This window comes from Stenotrophomonas sp. YJH_SMC_130, from assembly GCF_059369035.1.
On sequence record NZ_JCAFSH010000004.1, the window covers coordinates 247,291 to 258,218 of the forward strand.

Below are 10,928 nucleotides of genomic sequence, written 5' to 3' on the forward strand. Positions count from 1 at the left end.
GCACGCCTCACAGCTGCCAGGAGCCGATGTCTGCGTTCCCGGCGTCGCCACCGGGCTTGCTGTCCGCACCCAGCGAGAACACATCGATGTCGCCATGAGTGCCTGGAACCTGGTACTGGTACGGATGGCCCCACGGGTCATTCGGCAGGCGATCCAGGTACGGCGTCACCGGCAACGCACCGCTGCCCTGCGGCGGCTTCACCAGCGCCTGCAGGCCCTGTTCGGCACTGGGATAGCGCCCATTGTCCAGCTTGAACAACTTCAGCGCCTGCATCAGCGCCGCGATGTCCTGGCGCGCCGCCACCACACGCGCCTGGTCCGGACGGTCCATCAACCGCGGCACGATCAGCGCGGCAAGGATGCCGATGATCACCACCACCACCATGATCTCGATCAGGCTGAAGCCCTGCTGCCGAGCCCTGCGACCACCTGCCTGCCTTGCCATTGTTCCGCCCTCGTCATCCCGGAAGAGACCGCTGCACCATGGTCAGCGGTGCATGTGTCAGTACGATAAACATCCGCCTGCGATTCGCTGCGCGGTTGCCTGTGCGGGCGCACGTGCAGCCGGCACGCGTGCCGCCTCGAGCAGGTGCGGCGGCACGCTGGCCAGTGTTTGGTCGATGCACTCGCGCAGCAACGGATGCACGCACGCCTGCAGCAGGCGCACGCACTGTGTCGGCGACCACGCGGTGCCGTGGTCGAGGCCGATGAACATGCGGTAGGCCTGGTGGTAGCGCAGGTCGTCGTACACACGCTGCGCACTGTTGAGGTCACGCACGATCACCAGCAAGGCCGCACGTTGCAGCAGTCGCGCATCGGCTGCGCCAAGTGGCAGCGCGCTCATGGCCGCGTCGGGCCAGGGCCACAGCCGCAGGTCGAGGGCCTTTCGAAGTGCCGCCAGTGGATGCGAACTGCTGTCCAGTGCCGCCCAGCGCGCCGCATCCGCCCAGGCGTCACTGGACAGCACCCAGACCCACGAGCGCCCGTAACGCTGCACGTTCAGGGGCGTGTGCCGTGCCTGCTCCAGTGACTGGCTCAGGTGGCGATCCAGCTCCAGCATGCTGATCCTGCGACTGTCTTCCATCTGCGCCGCCCGTGCTCCGCGACGCGTGGTGCGTCGTACTCTGGAGAAGACGTCAGCAAGGCAAGTGAAGCGACACCGCGAATGCAACTCTGTGCACGGGGTGGCGCTTCATCGGCAACGTCATCGCAGCGTCATCCGCCTGCAGGCTTCGCGCTGCAGCCGCGGTGCGTCACCCCCACAACGGCGGGCCAGTACCGCCACGTCGCTGCGGGCAGCGAATGCGACCAGTGCATCGGTCATGTCCACGTCATCGCACCATGACGCCAGCGCGACGCGCAGCGCGGGCAGCTGCCACCCGTCCATCACCCCATGGGCGCCCGCCACGAACCAGTGCCAGAGCCGATGATGCAGTACCTGCTCATGCAGCTGCGTGAGATCGTCAATGCCATGGATGTCCGCCAACAGCAGTGCGCGTGCGAGCGCCGCAGGCGGCAGCGCACCGGATTCAACCAAGGGCATCTCCTGCTGCTGCAGCCGCAGCAGCATCGCCAGTGGGTGTGACTGCGGATTGAAGTCCAGCAGCACCGCCTGCTGCTGCCACTGCGCGTCAGACACCACGCACACCCAGGGCGAACCATAACGATGCACCATCAGGGGCCTTCGCTGGGTGGTTTCCAGCAATGCAGACAGATTGCGACGCAGATCGAGCACACCGATGGTCTCGTTGCGCATCCTTGGCCTCTCCTCACTTGCAACAGCCCTGCGCGGTGCGCACGGCCAGCGCCTTCATCTATCCAAGGACGGCGATGCCACCCGGAAAGCGACGCAGATCCAGCGACATCGTCAGTCGCAGCTGCTCCAGCGCCGCATCCGGATCATCGATGCGGAAGCGGCCACTGACCGGCGCGCGCGCCAATGCCGATTCACCCAGCAGTACCTTGCCCCGCCGGTAACGGTTGATCTCGTCCACCACCTCGCGCAGCGGTGCACGGCGGAAGACCAGCATGCCTTCGGTCCAGGCACTCACTTCCGAAGCCACGGCCTCGGCCACGACGCCACTGAGGCGCTCGTCGAACCGGGTCTGCTGGCCGGCCTGCAGCTGCAGGCGGCCCTGCGGGTGCTCGATACGGGCGCTACCCTGCAGGCAGGTCACCCGTACCTGGCCGTGGGTGTTGCGCACGTCCAGGCGCACCGCACCTTCATCGGCAATCACGCAACCCGGGCCCGCGAACAGTGCCAGGCGCAGGCCAGCACCGGTTTCGATCGCGGCCTGGCCCTGCACCAGCTCGAAGCCTTCGCCCTGCGCGTGCGCGCGGCGGCGCAGGCTGCTCTGCGTATCCAGTTCGATCCTGAGCTGCGGCGAGGGCGCGATCTGTAGTCGTTCACCGGTGCCGGTGTGGAAATCGGCCGCCATCGCCGTCACCGACGGCCACAATCCCAGCGGCGGGCGGAGCGCCGCCACCACCACCAGACTGGCCGGCGCCGCCACCGCAGCGCCCAGGAAGGCGCGCCGGCTCCAGCGCTGGGCCGGCGTCGGCGCGACCGGTTGGCGCGCGGCGGCGGGCAGTCGCTCGCCGGCCAGCCGCACCTGCTCCCACTGCCGGCGCGCACGGCCAAACGCTTCACGATGACGCGGGTCGGACTCGCACCATGCACGGAACCGGCGCCCATCGGCAGCGGTCGCCTCGCCCGAGGTCAGCCGCACCACCCACGCGTGGGCCTGACGCTCAACGGCATCCAGCGGGCGTTGCGGGCGGTCGTCAGGATCCATGGGAGCTCATGCCGGACCCGCACGCTGCGGGGTTCTGCTCGGCGTCAAAGTGTAGACGGATGCCGTCGCTCAGAACCGCACCTGGCGCCCCTGCCCGCTGCGTTCGGCCAGGTAGTCCTGGGCTGCCTTCAGCTCCCGCTGCACCAACCGCAGCGACACACCGAGGTGGTCGGCCACGTCGCGCTGCTGCAGGCCATCAACGCGGATCGCCAGCAGGATGCGACGACGGCGCTCGGGCATGCGCTGCAGCAGGCCGACCATGTCTTCCAGCGCGAAGTCCAGCTCAGCCGCCTGCGCCGGCCCCGGCCCCGGGTCGGCCATGTCCATCAGCGTATCCACCTCCTCCAGGCTCAGCAGGCGGTGGTCTGCGCGTTGGCGGTCGATCACGGTGTTCATCGCCATCCGCAGCAGGTAGGCCGCAGGGTTCTGCACCGCGTCCAGGCGGTCACGGCGCGCACTCAGGCGCATCCACGTGTCCTGCAGCGCGTCGCCGGCCAGCTCTTCCGATCCGAGCTTGCGCACCAACCGGCGTTTCAGCTCGTCGTAGGCACCCAGAAGGTGGTCCATCAGATCAACCGCCCCAGCCGTACCGTTGTTCATGTTCGAATCCTTGAAGTCATGGATGGGGCGCGCGCCGGCCGCAGTCGTGGTCGGTGCCGGAAGGACGGATCTGCAGCGTCACCGGCTGTGGCAGCGCGGCGGCCTCGGCCGCCAGCACCAGGCCGTGCAGCGCCTGCAGCAGGCGTGCGTCGCGGCGATCACTGCCACTGCCGGACAGCAGCTCGGGCTCGCTCACCTGGCCCGCGCCGTCGATGCGAAAGCGCAGCGTTGCGGCATAGCGGCCGGGCGCAATCTCCGGGCTGTCACAGAACGCCGCACGCAGCCGCTGCTGCAACCCGCCGTAGCGACGCCGGCGTTCGGCCTCGGGAAGCCCCAAGCCAACATCGGGTTCCGCGGCCGAGGGCTTGCCCCGGCGCAGCACCACACGCTGCTCGCCGATCACCTCGGCCTCGATCCCGGTGTCCTGCAGCAGCGACTCCAGCGCCACAAGCGGCGCCAGGCTCCCGCGCAGCGCATGGCTGCTGCGGCCCGAAGCAAGGTCGCCGGGGTACATCACCGACCACCCACTGATGACGCTGAAGCGCTCGACCGCCTGTTCCAGCGGCTGCGCAGGGATGTCGTAGGCATGAACCGCGTCCTGTGCGGCAGCGGCAAAGGACAGCAGCAGCCATGCGGCGATGGCCACCTTCCAGGTTCTGACCGCGTGGTGTCCATTCAGCCCCCTGACGTAGAACACATGACCCTCGGCAGCGACAGCGCCTGCAGTGGACGCGCACCACGACCGGAACCCCGGCCCGCGCGCGACCCGCAAGCGGGCTGAAACCGTACCGGGGGCACATGTCATTGCGATGACCGCCGCCCACGGGCGACGTGGAGCCAGGCTCCGTGAACCCAGTCACCCATCAGGAATCAATGAATCGAACAGACCATGCTATCTACGCACGGGGGTCAGAGCCCGTTGCGAAGCAACGGGATCCGACCCCGTACCGACCCAAACGTGTCGACCAAGGTCGACACCCACCAGGAGCAGCTCATGCCGTTGCGGCAGATCATGGAAATCTGTCGAAGGCGGGGTGGGTCCGGTTGCGGGGGCGTGAGCCGCATGGATGCGGCGACCGAGCTTACATGGACGTACTTGCAGCGTCCCCCGCAACCGGACCCACCCCGCCATCCCTCAGCAGGCCCGCTGTTGCTGTTGCTCCTGAGGTTGCCGGCCAGCAGCCGGCACTACCCGCGGGTGCCGGGTGCAACCCGGCCGCAAACCCCATCCCTCAAAGCGGCAACTGGGTCGTCTGCTTGATTCGCTGCATCGGAATCTCGGTCTTGGTGTTCTGCACGCCGGCGATCCGGTTCAGGTGCTGCATCTGGAACTGCCGGTAGGCATCAAGGTCGGCCACCGCCACCCGCAGCAGGAAATCGCAGTCACCGGCCATCAGATGGCATTCCAGCACTTCCGGGAAAGACTTGATGCTGTTGATGAAGTGGTTGGTGGTGTCCTCGTCCTGCCCGCGCAGCCACACCCGCACGAACACCGTGAAGCCCCGCCCCACCTTGGCCTCGTTCAACAAGGCCACGTAGCGGTCGATGTAGCCGCCCTCCTCCAGCAGCCGCACCCAGCGCAGGCGCGCCGACGGCGACAGCCCGACCAGACGGGCCAGCTCCAGATTCTGCAGTCGGCCGCCGCGCTGCAGGGCGGCGAGGATGCGGCGATCCAGGTTGTCGAGCTGGTACTGCATGAAATTTCGTCCTGGTCGACTCTGGCCGCATGGAATATCAATCATTCCGAATCCAGTGGCATCAACGCAACCCGATTTCGCGATCGGACCGCTAGCATGGGCCACCCCCATCTCGTTGTGCCGTTCCATGGACGCCCGTACCACCCTCCCCCTGCCCGACGCCTGCGACACGGCCCCGCGTGCCGAATTCCTGCGCGGCCTGCGTGCCGCCGTGCCGGTGATGATCGGCTTCATTCCGTTCGCCCTGGTGCTCGGCGCGCAGGCGGCCCAGAAGGGCATGAGCGCACTGGAAGTGCCGCTGATGACCGGCCTCAACTTCGCTGGCGGCTCGGAGTTCGCCGCCGTCGAACTGTGGACCTCGCCACCGCACATCGCACTGATTGTGGCCATCACCGCACTGGTCAACAGCCGCCACCTGCTGATGGGCGCCAGCCTGGCCCCACTGCTGCAGCACCTGCCGCGCCGTCGTGTGCTGCCGGCGCTGTTCTTCATGTGCGACGAGAGCTGGGCGCTGGGTGTGGCCGACGCGCGTCGCCGCGCACTCGGCTTCAGCCTGGCCTACTACCTGGGCGTTTCGGCAGGGCTGTACACGGTCTGGGTGGCCTGCACGGCACTGGGCGCGATCGTCGGGCCGATGCTGGGCGACATCCACGCCTATGGCTTCGACATGGCCTTCCCCGCCGTATTCCTGGTGCTGCTGCGCGGCATGTGGCAAGGCATGAAAGCGGCGCGGCCGTGGCTGGTGAGCCTGGTGGTGGCCGCTGCCACCTACCTGCTGATTCCGGGCGCGTGGTACGTGGCCAGCGGCGCCCTGGCCGGCCTGGCGGCTGCCTGGCTGCTGGCGGAGGACGCAGCATGATCTTCAACGGACTGATCCACTGGACCTCGGTGCTGACCATCGTGCTGATGGCCGCCGCCACCTACCTGACCCGCATCGTCGGCTTCCTCGCCCTGCGCAACCGCACGCTGAGCAAACGCGCAGTGACGGTGATGGAAGCCGCGCCGGGCTGCGTGCTGATCTCGGTGATCGCCCCGGACTTCGTCGCCGACAAGCCCGCCGACCTGGCCGCGCTGGCGATCACCCTGCTGGCCGCCACGCGGCTGTCGATGCTGCCGACGGTGCTGATCGGCGTGGTCTCGGCGGGTGTGCTGCGCTATTCGATGGGCTGACGCGCCCGCGACTTCCCCACATGATGTGACTGGAGGCGCAAGTGTCGCCATTGGCGCGACCTGCGCATGTCTCTGGCGCATCGAATGTGGCCCGGAGCCAACTACTGCAAGTGTTTGAAACAATTCCGATTGTCTGATCGAGCCAGAGTCGATACGCATTGACTACCGAGCCAGCGGGTTGAGCTGATCGGTCAATCGACGTCAAACCTGGAGCGTACCAATGAGCAATCTACGAGCAATCGTGGCGGCAATCGGTATCACCTTCATCTCTGCTGGCGTGCTGCTCCCCTGATGCAGCGCCGTCAGCCCAAGCGTACCCAACCGGGCTCCGCCCTCGCGCTCTATGCTGGGCTGACGGCAATCCTTCTGGCCACAAGTGCGTGCCAATCCATCCAACTGCCTCCCCGGGACCTGGTCAGTCCCGATGGAGGGTATGCCACCCTGCTGCGAGGCCCATCCTCACATCTGAAGATCAGCACAGTGTCGGTGCTACCCGGCCCGGAAAGCTCGGAGTATCCCAATCGGTCCATCGAGTGCGGGTGGTCATCCGTCGCAACTCGACTTCTCTGGGCAGATGGAGCGCTTTCGGCCATGCAAGCATCACAGCTCTGCGAGGCCGCTGCACGATCCGCTGGACTGCCGCTCCAGGCCAATGGGCAGGAACGGACGCCTGTGCATTATCAGCTCACGATCGTAAGTGACGGAGGCGGCATCTGGCGACAACTGCCAGGACCAGAGCGGCCGGGCCAGGTGGTCAGCTTCTGGTTTCCCTCCAGCCCGGACGCTGATTCGCTGCGCAGGCGCGTGATCGCCACCACCGCGCATGAGTTCCAGCATATCGCCACCGCATTGTCAGGCCAGCCTCGGCGCGGCCGGCAACGGGAACCAGACGCCTATCTGGCTGGCGCATGTGCGCAGCTATTGATCGAAGGCACCCTTGCGCGCGCGAACCTCCCGGGCGGACACGATCCGCGAGCTGATCCGTTCCTGCCATCTGCTGCCAGAAGCTCCGCGCACGCGGGCAGTACGACCGGGGCAGCACTGCTGCGGTTCTTCGGTGACGCAGACACCTTGCACCTCAATGAGGGAGGTCGCCACCTCGTGCAGCATTGCCACGAGACGATCGGCTTTCCCCTGCAGCAGTGAACGCTCCCTGCGACACCCGGTCGCAGGCCCTCGCGCTACGCGCTTGACCAATGTCAAACCGCCCGCTGCCACGCGGGCGTATTCCTATGCAGAACCCGAACACGCCGGCGTTACCGGCCTCTACAAGGACCCTGCGATGAGCTACTCCCCCGACAACGCCCAGCTCGTGAATGCGCTGCAGAACGTCATGGTGATCTCCACCACCGACCTGCAGGGCAACATCACCTACGCCAACGACCTGTTCTGCACGCTCACCGGCTTCGCCCGCGAGGAACTGATCGGCCAGCCGCACAGCGTCGTGCGCCACCCGGATGTGCCCAAGGCGGTCTACAAGGACATGTGGGACACCATCAAGGCCGGCAAGACCTGGACCGGCATCGTGCCCAACCTCGGCAAGGGCGGCGTGCTCTACGTGGTCGACACCACCGTGCAGCCGCTGTTCGACGCCGACGGCAACATCACCTCGTACATCAGCATCCGCCGCGTGGTGAACGACCTGATGCAGAACTACGACCTGGTCGAGTTCAGCAAGGAAAAGTTCGACGACTTCTACGAGGCCGCGTGAACGCCCTCCCGACCAGTACGCCCTTCAGCCGCCTGCTGGTGGGTTTCGCGTCCGAGTCGGGCAATGCCCGCGCCCTGGCCCAGCGCCTGGGCGCGGACCTGCAGCCGCACGCGCCGCAGGTGCTCCCGTTCAACGACATCGACGTGGCCAGTCTCGGCCACGGCGATGTGCTGCTGGCGATTTCCAGCTCGTTCGGCGATGGCGAACCGCCGGCCAATGGCGAACAGTTCTTCGAAACCCTGCGCCAGACCCCGACGCTGAGCGGCCTGCGCTATGCGGTGTTCGGCCTCGGTGACACCGGCTATCCCAGCTTCTGCGGCTTCACCAAGGCGCTGGATGCCGCGCTGAGCGAGCGCCAGGCGCAGCCGCTGCTGCACCGCGTGGATGCCGACCTCGGCTACGAGCTGTTCTTCCAGCAATGGCAGCCGGTGCTGGGCCAGGTGCTGGGTGGCGACCTCAACGCTGGCCAGGACCTGCACCTGCAGGTCACCGCCTATGGCGAAGACAATGCCTTTGCCGCCCCCATTCTCGAACGCCGCCGCTTGAACAGCAGCGACCCCGCCGCCTGGCACCTGCAGCTGGATATCAGCGGTAGCGGCATGGCCTACCGTGCCGGCGACACCCTGCACGTGGTGCCGGAAAACGATCCTGCCCTGCTGCAAGCGCTGGCCACCTGGTATGGCGACAACGCCGCCGTGGCCGCCCTGCATGACCGCGAGCTGCGCCTGCTGAGCAAGGGGGTGCTGCGCGAACTGGCCCGGCTCAGTGGCAGCGAGGTACTGAAGGGCCTGTTGAAGGTCAGCCAGAAGCGCGAACTGGAAGCCTACCTGCACGGCCTGGACCTGCTGGATGTGCTGCAGGACCACGCCACGCCGCACAGCGTGCCGCTGGCCAGGCTGCACGAACTCCTGTCACCGCGGCTGCCGCGCGCTTATTCCATCGCCTCGCACCCGTGCCACGACCCGTTGAGCCTGTGCGTGCGCGAAGTGCGCTACACCCTGCGCGGCCGCGAACGCTTCGGCACCGCTACCGGCAGCCTGCTGCACGGTGGCGACCACGCCCGGGTGTACTGTCGTTCCAACCCTGGCTTCCACCTGCCCGATACCGGCCAAGCGCCGCTGCTGCTGGTCGGCACCGGCACCGGCATCGCGCCCTTGATGGGCCTGATGCAGGAACTGCAGGCCAACGCCTGCGAACGTGAAGTGCACCTGGTGTTCGGCGAGAAGCACAGCAAGCACGACTACCTGTACCGCGACCAGCTGCAGGACTGGCATACCCGGGGCGTGCTGGCTGGCCTGCATACCGCGTTCTCGCGCGATGGCGTCGAAAAGGTCTATGTGCAGCATGTGCTGCAGCAGCGTGCCGCCGAAGTGCGCGACGTATTGGCCCGGGGCGGGCATCTGTACCTGTGCGGCAACAAGCGCCACCTGGAAGGCGCGGTGCGCGAGGCCATCGATGCCATCGGTGGCGAAGGGTGCTGGGACGCGCTGCGCAATGAAGGCCGCACGCACTGTGAACTGTATTGATCCGTTGATCCTGTAGAGCCGAGCCCACGCTCGGCTGCTGTTGGCGGTGTCGCGCAGAGCAGCCGAGCATGGGCTCGGCTCTACAGGTGCAGGTCAATCGCCGACGATGCGGCCGTCCACCATGCGCGCCACCTGCTGGCCGAACATGGCCGCGTCCTGCGGATCATGGCTGATCAACAACAACGGGATGCCGGTCTTGTCCAGCACCGCCTCCAGCTCCTGGCGCAGATGCTGCCGCAGGTCATGATCCAGTGCGGAGAACGGTTCATCCAGCAGCAGCGCCTGCGGTTGCGTCACCAGCGCCCGCGCCAGTGCGGTGCGCTGGCGCTGCCCGCCGGAAATCTGCGAGGGCAGCAGATCACCCACCGTGTCGATGCGGAAGGCGTGCAACCACTGCTCCACCGCATCGAAGCGCTGGCCCACGCGCGGATTCAACCACCTCTTCTCCAGCCCGAACGCCACGTTCTGGCGCACGCTCAGGTGCGGGAACAACGCGTAATCCTGGAACACATAGCCCAGCCGGCGGCGCTGCGGCGGCAGATTCACGCCGGTGGCCGCATCGAACAGGGTCTGCCCCTGCACGCGCACATGACCCTGGCCCGGCCGCAGCAGTCCGGCCACCGCCTTCAAGGTCAGGCTCTTGCCCGCGCCCGAAGGCCCGAACAGCACCACCTGCCGCTGCGTGCACTGCAGCGATACATCCAGCACGAATGCCTGGCCGGCCGCCTGCAGGCGACGCTGTACCTGCAGGTCAAGCCACATCGCGCAGCTCCCGGCGACGCCCGCCCACCAGCCGCGCGGCCAGCAACAGGATCACGATGCAGACCACCGAGGTCAGGATCACCAGCGCATTGGCCTTCCCATCCTGCCCGGCCTGTACCGCCTCGTAGATGGCGATCGACAACGTCTGCGTCCGCCCCGGAATGCTGCCGGCCACCATCAGCGTCGCGCCGAATTCGCCCATCGCGCGCGCAAACGCCAGCAGCAGGCCGGCGAGGATGCCGCGCCACGCCAGTGGCAGCGTGATGCGGAAGAATACAGCCGCTTCGGACACACCCAGCGTGCGTGCGGCCTGCTCCAACTGCCTGTCCACTTCCTCGAACGCCGCGCGTGCCGGCTTGAACACCAGCGGCAACGAGGCCACCGCCGCAGCGATCACCGCGGCCTGCCAGGTGAACACCAGGTTGATGCCGAACCACGACTGCAGCCACGCGCCGATCGGGCCGTTGCGACCGATCAGCACCAGCAGGTAATAACCCAGTACCGTCGGTGGCAGCACCATCGGCAGGGTCAGCAGCGAATCCAGCAGCTCACGGCCAGGAAAGCGCCGACGCGCCAGCAGAGCGCCCAGTGCCACGCCCAGCACCAGATTGATCGCGGTGGCCCAGCCGGCCACCTTCAGCGACAACCACAGTGCGCTCCAGTCCAG

At 67.2% G+C, this 10,928-nt stretch carries 14 protein-coding genes; 5 read left to right on the forward strand and 9 right to left on the reverse strand.

Annotation, left to right across the window (positions count from 1 at the left end; genetic code table 11):
* Window positions 1–7: 7 nt before the first annotated feature.
* From gspG to AC5P5V_RS09285, 7 genes are all read right to left on the reverse strand, one after another.
* Window positions 8–445 carry a type II secretion system major pseudopilin GspG gene (gene gspG / locus AC5P5V_RS09255; RefSeq protein ID WP_005416799.1) on the reverse strand — a complete coding sequence of 146 codons (438 nt, stop codon included), beginning with the start codon at window positions 443–445 and terminating at the stop codon, window positions 8–10.
* A gap of 57 nt (window positions 446–502) precedes the next feature.
* Window positions 503–1,060: a hypothetical protein gene (locus AC5P5V_RS09260; RefSeq protein WP_231352142.1), complete on the reverse strand. Its 558-nt coding sequence runs from the start codon at window positions 1,058–1,060 to the stop codon at window positions 503–505.
* A 144-nt stretch (window positions 1,061–1,204) separates the two neighbouring features.
* Window positions 1,205–1,756, reverse strand: a complete 552-nt coding sequence (locus AC5P5V_RS09265) for a hypothetical protein (RefSeq protein ID WP_005416804.1) — start codon at window positions 1,754–1,756, stop codon at window positions 1,205–1,207.
* A 58-nt stretch (window positions 1,757–1,814) separates the two neighbouring features.
* Complete coding sequence (locus AC5P5V_RS09270; RefSeq protein WP_061479454.1) at window positions 1,815–2,795, reverse strand: FecR family protein; 981 nt, start codon at window positions 2,793–2,795, stop codon at window positions 1,815–1,817.
* Window positions 2,796–2,864: 69 nt separating this feature from the next.
* Entirely contained in the window at window positions 2,865–3,395 is a 531-nt protein-coding gene (locus tag AC5P5V_RS09275) for an RNA polymerase sigma factor (protein ID WP_061479455.1), read from the reverse strand.
* Between the two features lie 16 nt (window positions 3,396–3,411).
* On the reverse strand, window positions 3,412–4,092 hold the full coding sequence (locus tag AC5P5V_RS09280; RefSeq protein WP_308141675.1) for a TonB-dependent receptor: 681 nt from the start codon (window positions 4,090–4,092) through the stop codon (window positions 3,412–3,414).
* A gap of 535 nt (window positions 4,093–4,627) precedes the next feature.
* Window positions 4,628–5,092 carry an Lrp/AsnC family transcriptional regulator gene (locus AC5P5V_RS09285; protein ID WP_134968984.1) on the reverse strand — a complete coding sequence of 155 codons (465 nt, stop codon included), beginning with the start codon at window positions 5,090–5,092 and terminating at the stop codon, window positions 4,628–4,630.
* Window positions 5,093–5,219: 127 nt separating this feature from the next.
* On the opposite strand from AC5P5V_RS09285, the gene AC5P5V_RS09290 reads away from it, so the two are divergent.
* The 5 genes from AC5P5V_RS09290 (at window position 5,220) to AC5P5V_RS09310 (ending at window position 9,499) form a co-directional block, all read left to right on the forward strand.
* Window positions 5,220–5,951 carry an AzlC family ABC transporter permease gene (locus AC5P5V_RS09290; protein WP_231352144.1) on the forward strand — a complete coding sequence of 244 codons (732 nt, stop codon included), beginning with the start codon at window positions 5,220–5,222 and terminating at the stop codon, window positions 5,949–5,951.
* Complete coding sequence (locus tag AC5P5V_RS09295) at window positions 5,948–6,262, forward strand: AzlD family protein (protein WP_134968986.1); 315 nt, start codon at window positions 5,948–5,950, stop codon at window positions 6,260–6,262. The genes AC5P5V_RS09290 and AC5P5V_RS09295 overlap by 4 nt, the downstream gene beginning before the upstream one ends.
* 591 nt (window positions 6,263–6,853) lie before the next feature.
* Window positions 6,854–7,408 carry a ubiquitin family protein gene (locus AC5P5V_RS09300; RefSeq protein WP_134968983.1) on the forward strand — a complete coding sequence of 185 codons (555 nt, stop codon included), beginning with the start codon at window positions 6,854–6,856 and terminating at the stop codon, window positions 7,406–7,408.
* A 136-nt stretch (window positions 7,409–7,544) separates the two neighbouring features.
* The gene (locus AC5P5V_RS09305) at window positions 7,545–7,973 is read left to right on the forward strand and encodes a PAS domain-containing protein (RefSeq protein ID WP_134968982.1); all 429 of its coding nucleotides are present in this window, start codon (window positions 7,545–7,547) and stop codon (window positions 7,971–7,973) included.
* On the forward strand, window positions 7,970–9,499 hold the full coding sequence (locus AC5P5V_RS09310) for a diflavin oxidoreductase (protein WP_134968981.1): 1,530 nt from the start codon (window positions 7,970–7,972) through the stop codon (window positions 9,497–9,499). The genes AC5P5V_RS09305 and AC5P5V_RS09310 overlap by 4 nt, the downstream gene beginning before the upstream one ends.
* Window positions 9,500–9,592: 93 nt before the next feature.
* Here AC5P5V_RS09310 and AC5P5V_RS09315 read toward each other — a convergent pair whose 3' ends face one another.
* Both AC5P5V_RS09315 and modB read right to left on the reverse strand, forming a co-directional pair.
* Complete coding sequence (locus AC5P5V_RS09315) at window positions 9,593–10,261, reverse strand: sulfate/molybdate ABC transporter ATP-binding protein (RefSeq protein WP_134968980.1); 669 nt, start codon at window positions 10,259–10,261, stop codon at window positions 9,593–9,595.
* On the reverse strand, window positions 10,251–10,928 hold a 678-nt coding region (gene modB, locus AC5P5V_RS09320; RefSeq protein WP_495215868.1), incomplete at its 5' end, for a molybdate ABC transporter permease subunit. The genes modB and AC5P5V_RS09315, both read right to left, overlap by 11 nt.

What these genes read in the sequence shown, in the direction of transcription:
- AC5P5V_RS09260 (WP_231352142.1), bottom strand. Translation starts at nt 1,060, where the DNA reads ATGCTGGAGCTGGATCGCCACCTGAGCCAGTCACTGGAGCAGGCACGG.
- AC5P5V_RS09270 (WP_061479454.1), bottom strand. Translation starts at nt 2,795, where the DNA reads ATGGATCCTGACGACCGCCCGCAACGCCCGCTGGATGCCGTTGAGCGT.
- AC5P5V_RS09315 (WP_134968980.1), bottom strand. Translation starts at nt 10,261, where the DNA reads ATGTGGCTTGACCTGCAGGTACAGCGTCGCCTGCAGGCGGCCGGCCAG.
- AC5P5V_RS09305 (WP_134968982.1), top strand. Translation starts at nt 7,545, where the DNA reads ATGAGCTACTCCCCCGACAACGCCCAGCTCGTGAATGCGCTGCAGAAC.
- AC5P5V_RS09265 (WP_005416804.1), bottom strand. Translation starts at nt 1,756, where the DNA reads ATGCGCAACGAGACCATCGGTGTGCTCGATCTGCGTCGCAATCTGTCT.
- AC5P5V_RS09275 (WP_061479455.1), bottom strand. Translation starts at nt 3,395, where the DNA reads ATGAACAACGGTACGGCTGGGGCGGTTGATCTGATGGACCACCTTCTG.
- gspG (WP_005416799.1), bottom strand. Translation starts at nt 445, where the DNA reads ATGGCAAGGCAGGCAGGTGGTCGCAGGGCTCGGCAGCAGGGCTTCAGC.
- AC5P5V_RS09300 (WP_134968983.1), top strand. Translation starts at nt 6,854, where the DNA reads ATGCAAGCATCACAGCTCTGCGAGGCCGCTGCACGATCCGCTGGACTG.
- AC5P5V_RS09295 (WP_134968986.1), top strand. Translation starts at nt 5,948, where the DNA reads ATGATCTTCAACGGACTGATCCACTGGACCTCGGTGCTGACCATCGTG.
- AC5P5V_RS09285 (WP_134968984.1), bottom strand. Translation starts at nt 5,092, where the DNA reads ATGCAGTACCAGCTCGACAACCTGGATCGCCGCATCCTCGCCGCCCTG.
- AC5P5V_RS09290 (WP_231352144.1), top strand. Translation starts at nt 5,220, where the DNA reads ATGGACGCCCGTACCACCCTCCCCCTGCCCGACGCCTGCGACACGGCC.